This window comes from Streptosporangium sp. NPDC020072 (assembly GCF_040631445.1).
Taxonomy (GTDB): domain Bacteria; phylum Actinomycetota; class Actinomycetes; order Streptosporangiales; family Streptosporangiaceae; genus Streptosporangium.
On the sequence record NZ_JBEYAB010000008.1, the window covers coordinates 394,190 to 410,458 of the forward strand.

Annotated in this window: 17 protein-coding genes; 8 read left to right on the plus strand and 9 right to left on the minus strand. The window is 71.5% G+C overall.

Translation table 11 applies throughout. The annotated features are described in order from the left end of the window. Positions 1–4: 4 nt before the first annotated feature. From ABZ470_RS21850 to ABZ470_RS21860, 3 genes are all read right to left on the minus strand, one after another. Positions 5–769: an SRPBCC domain-containing protein gene (locus tag ABZ470_RS21850; RefSeq protein ID WP_362913330.1), complete on the minus strand. Its 765-nt coding sequence runs from the start codon at positions 767–769 to the stop codon at positions 5–7. Next, positions 769–1,383: a helix-turn-helix domain-containing protein gene (locus ABZ470_RS21855; RefSeq protein ID WP_352012490.1), complete on the minus strand. Its 615-nt coding sequence runs from the start codon at positions 1,381–1,383 to the stop codon at positions 769–771. Before ABZ470_RS21855 ends, ABZ470_RS21850 begins: the two co-directional genes overlap by 1 nt. A 63-nt stretch (positions 1,384–1,446) precedes the next feature. Then, positions 1,447–2,802 (minus strand): serine hydrolase domain-containing protein, encoded by a 1,356-nt coding sequence (locus ABZ470_RS21860; RefSeq protein WP_362913332.1) that lies wholly within the window; start codon positions 2,800–2,802, stop codon positions 1,447–1,449. Between the two features lie 256 nt (positions 2,803–3,058). Between ABZ470_RS21860 and ABZ470_RS21865 the strand changes: the two genes are divergently transcribed. From ABZ470_RS21865 to ABZ470_RS21885, 5 genes are all read left to right on the plus strand, one after another. Further along, on the plus strand, positions 3,059–4,003 hold the full coding sequence (locus ABZ470_RS21865) for a DUF5996 family protein (protein WP_362781415.1): 945 nt from the start codon (positions 3,059–3,061) through the stop codon (positions 4,001–4,003). Continuing rightward, on the plus strand, positions 4,000–4,710 hold the full coding sequence (locus tag ABZ470_RS21870; RefSeq protein WP_362913334.1) for a hypothetical protein: 711 nt from the start codon (positions 4,000–4,002) through the stop codon (positions 4,708–4,710). The genes ABZ470_RS21865 and ABZ470_RS21870 overlap by 4 nt, the downstream gene beginning before the upstream one ends. A 79-nt stretch (positions 4,711–4,789) precedes the next feature. Next, positions 4,790–7,009, plus strand: coding sequence for an ATP-dependent RecD-like DNA helicase (locus tag ABZ470_RS21875; protein WP_362913336.1), 2,220 nt, complete (start codon positions 4,790–4,792; stop codon positions 7,007–7,009). Positions 7,010–7,164: 155 nt separating this feature from the next. Further along, positions 7,165–8,142 carry an alpha/beta hydrolase gene (locus ABZ470_RS21880; protein WP_362913338.1) on the plus strand — a complete coding sequence of 326 codons (978 nt, stop codon included), beginning with the start codon at positions 7,165–7,167 and terminating at the stop codon, positions 8,140–8,142. 196 nt (positions 8,143–8,338) lie between these two features. Continuing rightward, positions 8,339–9,529 carry an Ig-like domain-containing protein gene (locus tag ABZ470_RS21885; RefSeq protein WP_352012708.1) on the plus strand — a complete coding sequence of 397 codons (1,191 nt, stop codon included), beginning with the start codon at positions 8,339–8,341 and terminating at the stop codon, positions 9,527–9,529. 45 nt (positions 9,530–9,574) lie between these two features. On the opposite strand, the gene ABZ470_RS21890 is transcribed toward ABZ470_RS21885, so the two are convergent. Further along, complete coding sequence (locus ABZ470_RS21890) at positions 9,575–10,558, minus strand: radical SAM protein (protein ID WP_352012496.1); 984 nt, start codon at positions 10,556–10,558, stop codon at positions 9,575–9,577. A 117-nt stretch (positions 10,559–10,675) separates the two neighbouring features. Between ABZ470_RS21890 and ABZ470_RS21895 the strand changes: the two genes are divergently transcribed. Both ABZ470_RS21895 and ABZ470_RS21900 read left to right on the plus strand, forming a co-directional pair. Then, entirely contained in the window at positions 10,676–11,002 is a 327-nt protein-coding gene (locus ABZ470_RS21895; RefSeq protein WP_352012497.1) for a multidrug efflux SMR transporter, read from the plus strand. Positions 11,003–11,033: 31 nt separating this feature from the next. After that, on the plus strand, positions 11,034–11,351 hold the full coding sequence (locus tag ABZ470_RS21900; protein ID WP_352012498.1) for a DUF952 domain-containing protein: 318 nt from the start codon (positions 11,034–11,036) through the stop codon (positions 11,349–11,351). A 21-nt stretch (positions 11,352–11,372) separates the two neighbouring features. Here ABZ470_RS21900 and ABZ470_RS21905 read toward each other — a convergent pair whose 3' ends face one another. Genes ABZ470_RS21905 through ABZ470_RS21915 form a run of 3 tightly spaced genes read right to left on the minus strand, consistent with a single transcriptional unit; the run spans position 11,373 to position 13,864 of the window. Next, positions 11,373–12,164 carry an ABC transporter permease gene (locus ABZ470_RS21905; protein ID WP_362913340.1) on the minus strand — a complete coding sequence of 264 codons (792 nt, stop codon included), beginning with the start codon at positions 12,162–12,164 and terminating at the stop codon, positions 11,373–11,375. Positions 12,165–12,183: 19 nt separating this feature from the next. Beyond that, positions 12,184–12,927, minus strand: a complete 744-nt coding sequence (locus tag ABZ470_RS21910; RefSeq protein ID WP_362781404.1) for an ABC transporter permease — start codon at positions 12,925–12,927, stop codon at positions 12,184–12,186. Between the two features lie 16 nt (positions 12,928–12,943). Continuing rightward, positions 12,944–13,864, minus strand: coding sequence for an ABC transporter ATP-binding protein (locus ABZ470_RS21915; protein ID WP_352012501.1), 921 nt, complete (start codon positions 13,862–13,864; stop codon positions 12,944–12,946). Positions 13,865–14,082: 218 nt separating this feature from the next. Here ABZ470_RS21915 and ABZ470_RS21920 point away from each other — a divergent pair, with 218 nt between their 5' ends. Continuing rightward, positions 14,083–14,343, plus strand: coding sequence for a hypothetical protein (locus ABZ470_RS21920; protein ID WP_362781402.1), 261 nt, complete (start codon positions 14,083–14,085; stop codon positions 14,341–14,343). On the opposite strand, the gene ABZ470_RS21925 is transcribed toward ABZ470_RS21920, so the two are convergent. Together ABZ470_RS21925 and ABZ470_RS21930 are read right to left on the minus strand one after the other, a co-directional pair. Next, positions 14,311–15,321 (minus strand): tyrosine-type recombinase/integrase, encoded by a 1,011-nt coding sequence (locus tag ABZ470_RS21925; protein ID WP_352012709.1) that lies wholly within the window; start codon positions 15,319–15,321, stop codon positions 14,311–14,313. The genes ABZ470_RS21920 and ABZ470_RS21925 overlap by 33 nt on opposite strands. Positions 15,322–15,332: 11 nt before the next feature. Further along, positions 15,333–16,253 (minus strand): alpha/beta fold hydrolase, encoded by a 921-nt coding sequence (locus ABZ470_RS21930; RefSeq protein WP_362913342.1) that lies wholly within the window; start codon positions 16,251–16,253, stop codon positions 15,333–15,335. Positions 16,254–16,269 lie beyond the last annotated feature (16 nt).

The window sequence follows — 16,269 nt, forward strand, 5'->3', positions numbered from 1 at the left end:
CGTCTCAGGGCCGGGGCGGAAACAGCCGCTCCAGCCAGGCCTGCCAGGCCCGCCCCAGCTCCTGCTCACCTGCGCCGCCGGAGTAGACGTGGTGGGCCAGGAACACCGCGTCGCCCCTGCGTTCCCCCGAGTGGAGGAACCGGTACAGCGCGTCGCCGGTGCGCACCCCCAGGCAGGAGAACGGGTCGGCGTAGTCGAGCACGCCCTCGATCGGCGCGAGCCCCTCGGGGGCGACGCTCACCGGCTCACCCACGGCGGCCGTCGCGGGCAGCCCGAGCGCGCCGGTCAGGGCGGCCCACGCCCGCTCGGGACCCGCGGCCCCCACCTTGAGCGCCGAGACCGGTGTGCCCCTGAGGCCGGGAAAGTGCCTCAGGTAGGCGGCCAGGGTGTGCAGGTACATGTCCCAGCCGGACTGCATGGCCTCGTACTCGCTCTCCCAGTCGCCCTCCAGGAAGCCCTCGTGCACCAGCCTGAGCACGGTGGAGCCCCTGTCGCGGCCCTCGACGAGCCACTCGAACGCCATGAACGTCCCGTCCTCGCCCCGGCCGGTGCGGTAGGCGAACCGGCCGGGCGGCTCCCAGGAGGTGATGGTCGCCTCCTCGACGGCGCCGCCGACGGTCAGCCGCGTCGAACCGCCCTGCCGGGGTTCGATCCGGCTGCGCCCCATGAACCAGGAGTCGACCCCGGGCCCGGTGGCGATGGCCTGCCAGACCTCCTCGGGGTCGGCCGCCAGCTCGACCTGCCTGCGCACCTCGAACTCGTGGCCCATCACGGCTCCTTACGGCCCGGCGCCCCCGGGGCCCGGGAGTCGGGACTGGGGTGGACGGCGACGATGAGCCGGTGCTCACGCCCGCCGGGGGCGTCCTCGTCGTGGTACTTGCCGACGAGGGCGCCGACGGCGGCGGCGAGTTCCTCGGCGAAGGCGGCGCGCTGGGCCGCCGAGGCGAAACGGACGTGGCCGTCGATGGTCAGGGTCGCCAGCCGTTTACGGGCCTGGGCCGCGCCGCCGATGAGCTCGCCGACCTCACGGACCAGCCGGGCGGCGACCGCCAGCAGCCAGCGGGCCGACAACGCGTCGGGGGAGCGGTCCGGGTCGGGCTGTACCGCGGCCAGCGCCAGCGGGGAGATGACGTAGGAGGCCGCCGTCGCCCGCATCACCCGCTCGGTCATGTTGCCCTTGCGGCGCTCCTCGACCAGCTCGATCAGCCCGTGCCGCTCCAGGGCCCGCAGGTGGTAGTTGACCTTCTGCCGGGGCAGGCCCAGCCGGGCGGCCAGCATCGTGGCCGACGCCGGCTGCGACAGCTCCGCCAGCAGCCGCCCCCGCACCGGGTCAAGGGAGGCCTCGGCCGCCGCCGGGTCCTCGATCACCGCCACTTCCAGCATGCCCCAACCCTCTCACCGACAATATTTGCCGTCAAAGCGCCGGCGGCCGTACGGCGGGGCCCGTCAGCCCCGCCAGCCTCCCTCGTCGACCCCGCCGGGCACCTCGGCCGCCGGGTCGTAGGGGGTGCGGGTGAACACGAAGGTGTTGAGGTCGAGGTGGCTGACCGACCCGTCGGCGCCGCGCACCACGCTGAGCCGCTCCCCGGCGTAGTAGCCGTCCAGGCCGAGCCAGGTCCCGTCGTCCTGGGCGACGAAGCGCGAGGCCCGCCCCGCGGCGCCGATCGGGGCCAGCGACAGGCCCCGATCGGGCAGCAGCCGCAGCGCGTAGGCGCTCGGCCCCCAGTACCACGGCCCGGTCAGCTCCAGCAGGCCCGCCTCGGCCGCCGAGGGCCGCCACTCGGCGGGCATGCGCGGCTCGTGCTCGTCCAGGACGGCCAGCATCTCGCCCAGGAACGTACGGCTCATCCCCGAGGTGGAGTTGGTCAGGAACAGCACCCCGGTGCGGTCGCCCGGGTCGGCCCACACGGTGGCCAAAAAGCCCGGCATGGAGCCGGTGTGCCCGGCCAGGCGCCGCCCGCCTGCGCGGGCCAGCTGCAGGCCCAGCCCGAACCCGCCGGTCCAGGCGTCGCCGTCGTCGACGGTCGCGGGCTCGCGCATCTCGGCGACCGTCGCCGGGTCCAGCACACCGCCGGTGTCCCCGGCGACGAACGCCGCCCACCGGGCCAGGTCGGCGGCGGTGGACCAGAACTGCCCCGCCGGGGCCATGGCGAGCGCGTCGTGCTCGGGCTCGGGCAGCAGGACGTCGGCCCACGGGTGGACGGCGTAGCCGTGGGCGTGCGGGGCGCTCGGCCGGGTGGTGGTGCGGTCCATGCCCAGCGGCTGCAGCACCTCCGCGCGCACGGCCCGCGCCCAGTCCGTCCCGCGCTGCCTGGCGACGAGCTCGCCCAGCAGGGCGAAACCGAGGTTGGAGTAGTGGAAACGGCGGCCGGGCCGGTGGCGGGAGGTCTGCGGGCCGAGACGGGCGATGAGCTCCTCGACCGGCACGCCCGGGGTGCGCTCCCACCACTGCCCCGGCGGCTCGGCGGTCAGCCCGCCGGTGTGCGAGAGCAGCTGCGCGACGGTCACCTCCCCGACGGGCGTGCCCGGCACGTGCTTGCCGATCGGGTCGAGCAGGTCGACGCGGCCCTCGTCGCGCAGCCGCATGACCACGACGGCCACCATGCTCTTGGTGATCGAGCCGATCCGGTACTGGGTGTCGCGGGAGGGGGCCTCCTCGCCCACCAGGCCGCGCGAGCCGAACCAGGCCAGGCTCCCGTCGCGCACCACGGCCGCCGCCAGGGACGGCAGCCGCGACTCGGCCTGCTCGACCGCGACCCTGCGCAGCAGCGCCCGAGCCGTACTCTCCAGAAGCGGCGACATCAGACTGATACCTCCCCGACACGACGTGTGTGCTCAGGCTAGTGCCCGGGAGCCCCGGCGGCACCCGCGAGAACGAGCCCGCGGCGCTCGTCCGGGGCCGCCCCGCGGGCCGCCCCCCGGATCATCCGCCGGCCGCCGCGGTGCGGCCGGGGACCCCTCCCCATCCCGTGATCACTATAAGTCATGATATGACTACTTTTAGTGTGATGGCTGAGAGGGATGCGGGACCGGCCGGCCCCGCGCCGAGGGGGCAGCGATGGACACGACCGAGTGGTTTCCCGCCATGCCACTGCAGGAGTGGGAGAGCACCAAGGAGACCCTGCACCGGTTCACCCAGATCGTCGGCAAGGTACGGCTCGCCGAGAGCACCCGCCACAACCACTGGTGGAACGTGCCCTTCCACCTGACCGGGCGGGGCATCACCACCCGCCCCTCCGGAGGGTTCGGCGGCGCTCCGGTCTTCACGATCGACTTCGACTTCGTCGCCCACACCCTGGCCGTCAACCGCCTGGACGGACGCGGCGTGACGTTCAGCCTCGTCGGCCACTCGGTCGCCTCCTTCTACCGGACCCTGTTCGAGGTGCTGGAGGACCTGGGCGTCACCACCCGCATCGAGGCCGAACCGTTCGGCCTCACCGACGCCACCCCCTTCGCCCAGGACGCCAAGCACGCCGACTACGACCCGGCGCTGGTCAACCGCTACTGGCGCGTCCTGACCCAGGTCGGCCTGGTGCTGGACCGCTTCGCGGCGGGCTTCTGCGGCAAGGTCAGCCCGGTCCACCACTTCTGGCACACCTTCGACATCGCCGTGACCCGCTTCTCCGGCCGCCCGGCGGGCCCCCAGCCCCAGGCCGACCCCGTCACCCGGGAGGCCTACTCCCGCGAGGTGATCAGCAGCGGCTTCTGGTTCGGCGACGAGGCGATGCCCTGGCCCGCCTTCTACTCCTACACCGCCCCCGAACCCGAGGGCCTGGCCGGGGAACCGCTGCGGCCCGAGCAGGCGGCCTGGCTGCCGCAGCGGGGCAGCCACCTGGCGGTGCTGCGCTACGACGACGCGCGCGCCCACGACGACCCGGTGGCCACCGTGCTCGACTTCCTCGACAGCGCCTACCAGGCGGGCGCCCGCCGCGCCGGCTGGAACGGGGCGCTGCTCATCAGCCCGCCCGGCGTCACCGACGCCCTCCTGGAGGAGGAGCCGTGACCCGGCCGTCCGCCCGGGTGGCCCTCTGGGCCTCCGCCGGGGCCGTGGCCTGCGGCGCGCTCGCCGCGACCCCGGCACCCCCCACCACCCCGGCCACGGCGACACCCCCGGTGACGCCCACGGCGACATCCACGACGGCGCGGCCCGCCGTACCGCCCGGCACCGCGCCGCAGGGCTTCACACGCATCGGCGGCCCCGCCAACGGGCTCACCGTCGCCGTCCCGCAGGACTGGGTCGCCCTCGACCTGTCCAGGGACGACCTCGACAAGAGCCTCACCTCCATCGGCCTGTCCGGCGAGGCCCTGGAACAGGCCAGGCGAAGCCTGCGCCCGCTGGTGGCCAACAAGGCGGTCTGGGCCTCCGACCGCACCTCCGCCGCGACCTCCCCCAACCGCTTCGCCACCAACCTCAACGCCTTCTGCCAGGAGAGCCCGGACGTGCCCGCCGACCAGATCGTCGCCGACGTCAAACGGCAACTGGGCCAGCTCGGCGCCACGGTCTCCCAGGCGGGCGAGGTCCCGATCGACGACGGCACCGCCGTGCGGGTGGTCTACCGGCTGCCCTCCCGCGGCATCGACATCAGAGGCACCCAGTACTACACCCGCTCCTCCTCCTCGGGCAGGACCTGCATCCTGACCCTCAGCACCGACAAGGACGGCCTGCAACCCCTGTTCGACCGGATCGGCAGGACCCTCACCCCCCGGTGAGGCACCACCCGGAACCGAAATTGCCGATCAACCGCGTTCACTCCTACGCTGGGGGCGACATTCGGCAGGGAGGTCACCGGTGGCACGCGAGGACGGTTCCGCACCCCCCGGCACCAGCATCTCCGGAGTCCTCGAACGGATCACCTACGCCAACGAGGAGACCGGCTACACCATCGCCAGGGTCGCCACCGAACGGTCGGGAGACGACCTGCTGACCGTCGTCGGGCCGCTGCTGGGCGCCCAGCCCGGGGAGTCGCTGCGCCTGACCGGCCGCTGGAGCACCCACCCCCGCTACGGCAGGCAGTTCGAGGTGTGGTCCTACGCCACCGTGCTGCCCGCCACCGTGCAGGGCATCCAGCGCTACCTGGGCTCCGGCCTGATCAAGGGCATCGGGCCGAAGATGGCCGAGCGGATCGTCGCCCACTTCGGGACCGACACCCTCGACATCATCGAGACCGTCCCCGAACGACTGGTCGAGGTCCCCGGCCTCGGCCCCAAACGAACCAAGATGATCGCCGCCGCCTGGGAGGAACAGAAGATCATCAAAGAGGTGATGATCTTCCTGCAGGGCGTCGGGGTGACCACCTCCATCGCCGTGCGGATCTTCAAGCAGTACGGCGAGGCCTCCATCACCGTCGTCAGGAGCCAGCCGTACCGGCTGGCCGACGACGTGTGGGGGATCGGCTTCAAGACCGCCGACACCATCGCCCAGGCCGTCGGCATCCCGCACGACAGTCCCGAACGCGTCAAGGCCGGGCTGCGCTACACCCTGTCCCAGGCCGCCGACGACGGCCACTGCTACCTGCCCGCCCCCAACCTCGTCGCCGACGCCGTCAAGATCCTCCAGGTCCCCGCGGAGCTGACCGTCCAGTGCCTGGAGGAGCTCGTCGCCGAGGAGGGCGTGGTCCGCGAGGAGATCCCGGCCGGTGACACCGTCGTCCCCGCCGTCTACCTCGTCCCCTTCCACCGCGCCGAACTGTCCCTGGCCGGCGCGCTGCGCGCCCTGCTGAACTCCGGCCACGACCGGCTGGAGGCCTTCAAGACCGTCGAGTGGGACACCGCCCTGACCTGGCTGCGCAAGCAGACCGGCGCCGACCTGGCCGAAGAGCAGGCCCAGGCCGTACGGCTGGCGCTGAGCGAGAAGGTCGCGGTGCTGACCGGCGGCCCCGGCTGCGGCAAGAGCTTCACCGTCCGCTCCATCGTCACCCTGGCCCGCGCCAAGAAGGCCAAGGTCATCCTGGCCGCCCCCACCGGCAGGGCCGCCAAACGCCTGTCGGAGCTGACCGGCCACGAGGCGACCACCGTGCACCGGCTGCTGCAGCTGCGCCCCGGCGGCGAGGCCACCTTCGACCGCGACAACCCCCTGGACGCCGACCTCGTCGTGGTCGACGAGTCCTCCATGCTGGACCTGCTGCTGGCCAACAAACTGGTCAAGGCCGTCGCCCCCGGCACCCACCTGCTGTTCGTCGGCGACGTCGACCAGCTTCCCTCCGTCGGCGCCGGCGAGGTCCTGCGCGACCTGCTGGCCGCCCAGGAGCAGATCCCCCGCGTACGGCTGACGCACATCTTCCGCCAGGCCCAGGAGTCGGGCGTGGTCACCAACGCCCACCGCGTCAACACCGGCCTGCCCCCGGTCCTGGAGGGCATGAAGGACTTCTTCCTGTTCCCCTGCGAGGAACCCGAGGAGATCGCGGCGCTGACGGTCGACGTGGTGGCCAGCCGCATCCCCCGCAGGTTCGGCCTCAACCCGCGCCGCGACGTGCAGGTCCTGGCGCCGATGCACCGGGGCGCCGCCGGGGCGGGCAACCTCAACACCGTGCTGCAGGAGGCCCTGACCCCCTCCAGGGAGGGCATGCCGGAACGCCGCTACGGCGGGCGCGTCTTCCGGGTCGGCGACAAGGTCACCCAGCTGCGCAACAACTACGACAAGGGCGCCGCCGGGGTGTTCAACGGCACCGTCGGCACCGTGGTCGACATCAGGCCCGACGACCACAGGCTGACCGTGCTGACCGACGAGGAGGAGAACGTCGAGTACGCCTTCGACGAACTCGACGAGCTCGCCCACGCCTACGCGGTCTCCATCCACCGCTCCCAGGGCAGCGAATACCCCGCGGTGGTCATCCCGCTGGCCACCAGCGCCTGGATGATGCTGCAGCGCAACCTGCTCTACACCGCGATCACCCGCGCCAAGAGACTCGTCGTCATCGTCGGCTCCCGCCGCGCCCTGGCCCAGGCGGTGCGCACCCGCGGCGCCGGGCGCCGCCACACCAGCCTCACCCACCGCCTGCGCTCACCCTGACCCCCGGGCGGGCCTCCCGCGGGGCCCGGCGGGCGGTGACTTGGACGTCACGCATCCGTTCATGCGCGTGCGTGTCCAAGTCACCGCCCGCGCCCGGCCCGGCCGCGCCGGCGCCGGGCATCATGGGGCCGACCCGATCTGAGGAGAGCCCCCTGATGCCCTACGGATTCGACCCCGAGCTCGCTCCGTTCACCGCCGACCTGCTGCCCGAGCACGACCTTCGTGACACGGTGACCTCCCGGCAGGTCCTCAAGGAGTTCTTCAGCTCGATGCCCGGCGGCTTCCCCGACACCGTGACGGTCGAGGACCGCCACATCCCCGGCCCCGGCGGGCCGGTACGGGTGCGCCTGTACGCCCCGCGCGAGCGCTCGGCCGAACCGGCCCCGGCGATGGTCTTCATCCACGGCGGCGGCTTCATCGTGGGCCAGATCGAGATGGGCGACGCGCTGCTGGCCTCCCTGGCCGAGACCATGGGCGTGGTGTCGGTCTCCGTCGACTACCGCCTCGCCCCGCAGGACCCCTACCCCGCCGGCGTCGAGGACTGCTACGCCGCACTGGTGTGGACCGCCGAGAACGCCGGGGAGCTCGGCGTCGACCCGGCGCGGATCGCCGTGGGCGGGGAGAGCGCGGGCGGCGGCCTGTCGGCCGCGGTCGCGCTGCTGGCCAGGGACCGCGGCGGCCCCGCGCTGTGCCTGCAGTACCTCGGCATCCCCGAACTCGACGACCGCCTGGACACCCCCTCCATGCGCGCCTTCGTCGACACCCCCGGCTGGAGCCGCGACAAGGCCGAGATCAGCTGGGACTACTACCTCGGCCGGGCCCACCGGCCCGGCGGCGACGACGTCCCGATCTACGCCGCCCCGGCCAGGGCCGAGGACCTGTCGGGGCTTCCCCCGGCGTACGTGGTGGTGTGCGAGTTCGACCCGCTGCGCGACGAGGGCCTGGCCTACGCCGCCAGACTCGTGCAGGCCGGGGTCCCGGTCGGCCTGCACATGTACCCGGGGACCTTCCACGGCTGCTCCTGGGTCCCCGACGCCCAGGTCTCCCGCCGGATGCAGGACGACCTGATGTACGCCCTGCGCCGCGCCTTCCACCCGGTCAAGGCCCCCGCCGCGCCCGGAACGGCGCTGTGAGCCTTCTCACGAACATCCGGTGAACACCCGTGCCTCACCCGCCCGGGTGAGGCACGAACCGGCCGGAACGGCCGCCTCCGTCACCGAAAGTAACCTAAATGTGATTCAACTCTCACGAACCGTGCATAGTGCTCCAGCGTCACCTATTAGAGTTTTTAGACGCACTTTGCGGTTGGGGGAGAGAGCTGTGCTGAACATGGAACGCCGTGACCTGAGGAAACCGCTGGCCGCACTGGGCCTGGCCGCCGCCCTGCTGGCCACCTCCTGCTCCGGCGGCACCCCGGCGGCACCCGGCGCCGCAGGCACCCCCGGCGGCGAGACGGCCACCCCCACACCCGCCGCCCCCACCATCAGGATCAGCCCCGCCCAGGGCGGCGCCGCCGTACGGCCCGACCGCAAGGTCGTCGTCACCGCCGACGGCGGCGCCCTGGAGGAGGTCACCGTGCAAAGCGGCAGCCACAAACTCGAAGGCGACTTCGACGCCCAGCGCACCAAGTGGACCTCCACCGTGCCCATGGAACCCTCCAGCACCTACGACGTCTCCGTCCGCACCGTGGACGGCACCACCGCCACCAGCACCTTCACCACACTCAAACCGAAGGTGGAACTGGCCGTCGCCGACGTCACCCCGGCCATCAAGGGCGAGAAGGTCGGCGTGGGGGCGCCGATCATCGTCACCTTCAACCAGCAGGTCGCCAACAAGGCCGCCGTGGAGAAGGCCCTGGAGGTCAAGGCGGAGAAACCCGTCCCCGGCGCCTGGCGGTGGATCAACGACACCACCGTGATCTACCGCACCGCCAAGTACTGGCCCGCCCACCAGAAGGTCACCTTCACCGCCCGCATCAAGGGCGTGCGCGGCGGCAAGGACATGTACGGCGTCAAGAACCTCACCAAGGTCATCCGCATCGGCGCCGCCCAGATCTCCGTCGTCGACACCCGCAAGCACAAGATGATCGTCAGACGCGACGGCAAGGTCGTGCAGACCATGCTCATCAGCGCGGGCAAGGGCGACACCCGCGAGTACACCACCACCAGCGGCGTCCACCTCACCATGGGCAAGGCCAACCCCGAACGGATGATCTCCCCGGGCCGCAAGAAGGGCGACCCCGGCTACTACGACCTGATGATCAACCACGCGGTGCGCTTCTCCAACAGCGGCGAATACGTCCACGCCCTCAACAACGTCTGGGCCCAGGGCCGCCAGAACGTCAGCCACGGCTGCGTCAACGCCCGCCCCGACCAGGCCAAATGGTTCTACGACCAGGTCCAGCGCGGCGACGTGATCACCATCACCGGCACCACCCGGCAACTGGAGTGGAACAACGGCTGGGGCTTTTGGCAGATGCCGTTCAAGGAGTGGCGCAAGGGCAGCGCCCTCAAGGCCTGACCACCCGCCCCTCCGGCGAGGCCGCGCCGCCACGGCGCGGCCACCTCACAACAGGCTGATCTGCGTCGGCGCCGGAAGCGCCAGCGGCAACGGCTGCTCCGGCCGCGTCGGGCTCAGACCGTAACGGGCGGCCACCTGCAGCACCTGCCCCACCACCGCCCGCACGTACACCGGATCGGCCTCCGCCCCCGCGGCGTACAACTCCCCGTACCGGGCCACCAGCCCCGGATGATGCTCACCCACCCACGCCATGTACCACTCCCGCGCCCCCGGCGGCAGCCGCAGCACCCGCGGCGTCAGGCTGACCGCCCCCGCCGCCGCCACCCGCCGCACCGTCGCGGAGATCTGGTCGGGGGAGTCGGTCAGCAACGGCAGGATCGGCGCCATCTCCACCCCGCTGGGCACCCCCCGCCCGTTCAGCTCCTCCACCAGCTCCAGCCGCCGCTGCGCGTCCGGCACCCCCGGCTCCACCCCACGCCGCACCCGGTCGTCGACGAACGCGATCGAGACCACCACCCCCGCCCCCGGCGCCCCCGCCAGCAGATCGGCGTCCCGCAGGATCAGCGTCCCCTTGGTGTGCACCGTGAACGGCGCCCCCGCCTCACGCAACGCCGCCACCACCCCCGGCATCAGCCGGTAGACCTCCTCGACCCCCTGATAACAGTCACCCGCCATCCCCACGGCGACATGCTCACCGTCCCACCGGGAGACCAGCTCCGCACGCAACCGCCGCACGATGTTGGTGCGCACCACGATCCGCGAGTCGAACCCGGCACCGCCGTCCAGCCCGAGCCGGCGATGACCGTGCCGCGCCGAACAGTAACGGCACCCCCCGGCACACCCCTGATAGGGACTCACCGTCCACCCCTGCCCCGTCCGCTCAAGCGCCGTACGGGCCTGCACCTCGTAACAGGTCACCGCGCCGTGCACCCGGGTCACCGCCGAACGCGCGATCCGCGGCCCACCCCTGGCGGGCTCGGGCAACAGGGCGGGAGCCTCCCAACGCATGCCGCTCAGTGGAACACGCATTCGACACCCCTCGCAAGTGAAACCGCCGCACCGGGTTTCCGGCCCCCAACCCCGCCAGAAATGGTACGGTCATGCCGGTTTCGGAGGGGATGTAAGCAGAATTCGGGAGAGTGACCCATGGCGTGGCTGCTCCTGGCGGGAGCCATCATCGCCGAGATCACGGCGACCACCGCCCTGAAGTTCAGCGACGGCTTCACCCACAAAGGATGGGCACTGCTCGTCGTCGCCGGATACGCCACCGCGTTCGCCCTGCTCGGCCAGGCCCTCAAACGCCAGCTGGAGATCGGCACCGCCTACGCCGTCTGGTCCGGCGCCGGCACCGCCGCCATCGCCGTCATCGGCATGCTCTTCCTCGGCGAAAGCCTCACCCTCGTCAAAGCCGGCGGCATCGCCCTCATCATCGGGGGAGTGGTCCTGATCAATCTCGCCGGCAGCGCCCCCTGACGACCCGCCCCCTCAAGGAAAGGCCCGCCCCATGACCATCCTGCACCTGGCCCTGGCCGCCGACTGGGACGCCGCCCAGCCCCAGGGGGAGTACCGCGTCTCCACCCTGGGCCGCACCCTCGAACAGGAGGGCTTCATCCACGCCTGCTGCGACCGCACCCAGCTCGACGGCGTCGCCGGCCGCTTCTACCGCGACGTCACCCAGCCCCTGCTCGTCCTGACCATCGACCCGGCCGGCCTCGACGTCCGCCTGGAGACCCCCGCAGGCTCAGCCGAGACCTTCCCCCACATCTACGGCCCGCTGCCCCTCACCGCCGTCGTCTCCGCCACCCCCTACACCCCCGCCTGACCACCCCCGATCACACCCCGGTCACCGGCACAGCACCCGCTCCAGCCGCCGCGCCGCCACCCACAACCCCACCGCCGCCATCACCAGCAGATACGCCGCGTGCCCCGCCAGCCCCCAGCCGGGCAACCCCGCCGCCAGCCCCCGCACCAACTCCACCGCGTGGAACAACGGCGCCGCCTCGACCACCGCCCGCAACACCGGGGGATAGTCCCCGACCGGCGAGAACGTCCCGGAGAACAGGAACAACGCGAACTGGCCCGTACTCACCAGATCGAAGTCCTGCCAGCCCCGCATCACCGTGCTGACGGCCATCCCCACCGCACCGAACGCCAGCCCCACCAGCAACGCCGCCGGAAAGGCCGCCAGCGCCCACCCGGCCCGCGTCAGCCCCATCGCCGTCATCACCACCAGGAACGCCCCCGTGTAGAGCGCACTGCGCGCCAGCGCCCACGCCAGCTCACCCAGCGCCACCTCCAACGGCCGCACCGGCGTCGCCAGAATCGCCTCGAACGTCTTGGCGTACCTCATCTTGAAGAAGAAGTTGAACGTCGTCTCCGACAATGCCCCCGACATCGCCGAGACCGCCAGCATCGCCGGCGCCACGAACACCGCGTAACCCACCGTCCGCCCGTCGCCCAGCCGCAGCTCACCGACCAGCGCCCCGACCCCCACACCGATCGACAGCAGATACAGCACCGGCTCGAAGAACCCCGAGGCCAGCACCAGCCAATACGCCGGACCCGACCGCAGCGCCCCCACGTTGCGCCCGGCCACCGCCCCCACCCGCGCCGGAGAGACCCGCACGGCCAGCACCGCAGAAACCATGACCGCCTCAGTCCCTCAACCGTCTGCCGAACGCCCGGACCGCCCACACCGCACCCGCACCCGCGAACACCAGCAGAACCCCCACATGCCATCCCACCGGCCACGGCGGAGCCGCCCCCAGCGTCGCCGCCCTGCACAACTCCACCCCATGCCACAACGGCGACGCGTACGCCAGCGGACGCACCACCGGCGGCAACTGCTCCACCGGGAAGAACACCCCGCCGAACAACGCCGAAGGAATCATCACGAACCTGAACAACAACGCGAAATAACTGTCGTGATCGATACTCGCCGAGAACCCCGTCACCGGCGCCGCCACCGCCACCGCCAGCAACGCCGCCACCACCGGCGTCACCACCACCCACGGCGAACGCAACGCCCCGAACACCCCGGCCACCACCAGGAACACCACGACCGCGCTCTCCACCCGCAACACCACATACAGCAGGCCACCCGCCACCATGTCCCGCACCCCGACCGGAGTGGCCCGCATCGCGTGAAACCCCCGCACCCACTTGAAGTCACCCAGCACCGGGTACGTCGAATCACCCACCGCCATCTGGAACGCCGTCGAAGCCATCACCCCCGGCGCGATCCACGCCAGATACCCCACCCCGCCGACCTCGCCCACATACCGGCCGACCCCCACCCCGAAACTCACCAGGAACAGCACCGGCACCACGAACGACGACAACACCGACGCCCGCCACACCCTCCGGTACAGACACAGATGCCGCTCAAACACCGCCACCGCCGGACGAACCACCTCAATCCACCAACGTCCGGCCCGTCAACTGCAGAAACACATCCTCAAGCGAAGAACGCCGCACCAGCACACTCGACGGCACCAACCCCCGCCGCCGCACCTCCGCCACCGCCGCGTCCCCATCACCCGTGTACAGCAACACCCGATCCGGCAACGGATCCACCCGCCCGATCCCCGCGAGCCCACCCGCCACATCCACCCCCTCAGGAAAACGCAACTCCACCACCTCCGGCGCGCAGTACGTCCCGATCAGCGAACGCGGCGACCCCTCCGCGACGATCCGCCCCCCGTCCATCACCACCAGCCGATCACACAACTGCTCGGCCTCATCCATGTAATGCGTCGTCAGCACCAGCGTCGTACCCCGCTGCCTCAACCGGAACAACCGCTCCCACAACAGATGCCGCGCCTGCGGATCAAGCCCCGTCGTCGGCTCGTCCAGCAACACCAGATCAGGATCGTTCACCATCGCCCGCGCGATCGTCAGCCGCCGCTTCATCCCCCCCGACAACGGCTCGACCCTGCTGGAGGCCCGATCCCGCAACCGCACGAAATCCAGCAACTCCTCGGCCCGCTCCCGCGCCCTCGCCCGCGACATCCCGAAATACCGCGCGTACGTCGTCAGGTTCTCCCGCACACTCAGATCCGGATCAAGATTGTCCAGCTGCGGGCACACCCCCAGCCGCCCCCTGATCCGCGCCCCGTCCCGCACCGGATCCATCCCCAGAATCCGCAACTCACCCGCCGACGGCATCGACACACAGCCGATCATCCGCATCGTCGAGGACTTACCCGCCCCGTTCGGCCCCAGGAACCCGAACGCCTCACCCGGCTCCACCTCCAGATCGATCCCGTCGACCGCGACGAAATCACCGAACCGTTTGACAAGCCCGCGCGCGCGGATCAGAGGCTCTGCAGACACGCCCGGAACGTAACAGAGACCGGCGACACTTCCGCAACCCACCAACCGGGTACGGCACCGCGGCACACGACACCGGGGGAGACCCGCCCCGGCCCGCACCGCGGCAGGGCTCCGCCGGGACGGCCACGAACACAGAACACCCCGCCCGGACGGCATACGAGACGACACACCGGGTACGGCCTTCACCACCCGGCCCCCACACCCGCAAGGATCACCCCATGGTCAACACGGCCGCCGTCATCCTCCTCGCGGCCCTCGCCGCCCTGGTGATCATCGGCCTCATCGCGCTCGCCGTACGACTCACCCAGCGCCCCCGCAACACCCTCATCGGCGGCGGACTCGGCCCCGCCCTCATCGAACAGGTCCTGCACCTCAAAGCCACCGGCCAGTTCGACCAGGCCGTCATCCTCGTCCGAGGAGAAACCGGCCTCAGCCACCGCGCCGCCTCACGCCTCGTCAGGAAGATCCACACCCCCTGACGACCCCGCCAACCGGCCGATCACCCCATAAGCCGGATTCACCCCCGCCGCCCGGCGCACCTCACGCGCCGTCGAAGCCACATACGCCTGACCCGTCACGATCGACGAATGCCCCAGCAACTCCATCAGCTCATGCGCCGAGGCCCCCCGCTCCGCCAGCCGCGTCGCGAACTCATGCCGCAACGCGTGCACCAACGTCCCCCGCTGCACCCGATCGTGCACCCCCGCGTACCGATAACACTGCCGCACCAAATACTGCAGACCACCCCGCCGCAACGGCTCATTACGCGTGTCCACCAGAAACACCGCCGAAGGCGGCAACCCCCCGAGCCCGAACCGCTCCAACCGGCTGCGCACATACCGATCGGCCAGCACCTCGACCGGCTCCTCGATCGGCAACGACCGCGTCCTGCCGCCCTTGCCCACCACCTGAACCCGCCGCTCACCCGAAGGACCGCCGAACGACCCCATCGTCAGCCCCAGCAACTCCGCCGACCGCATCCCCGTGACCAACGCCAGCGCCAGCACCACCAGATCACGCTCCACCCACGGATCACGCGCCTTACGCGCCCCCGCCGCCACCCGCTCAAGCAACGTCACCGACGCCGACCCGTCACCCAGCAACGGCTTGGGCGCCTTCGCCGGCTGCTTCGGCCGCGGCACCGCCGCCATCGGATTACCCTCCAGCACCCCCTCCGCCACACAGAACGTCAAAAACCGATTCCACGCACTCCACGCCCGGTTCACACTGGCCGCAGAACGCGACCCGGCGAAATCAGCGAACGCCCCCCTGACCAGCCGCGCCGTCAACACCTCCACCCGCAGATCCTCAACCGGAACCTCCGCACGCCGCGCCACCAGCTCCGCCACGATCCGCAGATCACTGTCGTAACCGGCGACCGTACTGGGGGAGAGCTTCTTGGCCCGCAACGACAGCAGGAACTCCCCGGCGACCTCCCGCAGACCACAACCGTCCATCACACAGGCGATTATGCATCCGGCCCGGGGGAGCGGCCCTCACCACCGCGACACCGATCCGCGAACGCCACAAGACGATCGTTGACCAGCTCCGGCGCCTCAAGCGCGACCGCGTGCCCCACACCCGGCACCACCTCCGCGTGCACCACCGGAAGCAACCGCCGCGCCCGCTCGACGACCTCGGCCGGACGCACCAGACTGCTGCGCCCCCCGACGATCAACTGCACCGGCACCGCCACCCGCGCCAGCTCCTCGTCACCGAACCGCCGCGCCGGACTGCGATCCGGCCGAAACCCCCGCGCCCCGGCCACGACCGGCGCCATGATCTCCGGCCGCCCCACCAGCGCCCACTCCGCCACCACCCGGTACAGCGCCCGCCGCCACGACGGGGGAGCGGCCATCGCCAACAACGTCACCAGCAACGTCACCATGAACCGAAGCGGCACCCGCGCGAGCCCACCCGGATCGAGCAACGTCACCGACGCCAGCCGCCGGGCCCCGTACACGGCCTGGTTCAGCGCCAGCCAGCCACCGTAGGACAACCCCACCAGATGCACCCGCTCCAGCCCCAGCCCGGCCAGAACCTCCTCAAGCCAGGCCGCCGAGTCCCCGGACCCCGTCACCACCCGCCGCTGCACACCACCCCCCGGATCGTCGATCGTCTCCACCGCGTACACCGGACGGCGACACCCCACCCCGGCGGCCTGCAGATACCACATGGAGGCGTTCGCACCGTGCCCGTGCAACAGCACCACCGGCTCCCCGTCCCGCGGCCCGCACCGGTAGACCCGCGTCGTCCCGAAGGAGGTCTCCACGTCGAACACCTCATGCGGCGGCCACAACCCCATCGCCACCTCGTACGCGGCCCGGAACCTCCGCTCGGCCCGCCCATCACGAAACCGCCCGATCCCGGCACGGGTCCCACCGTCCACACGCCCTCCCGGCAAA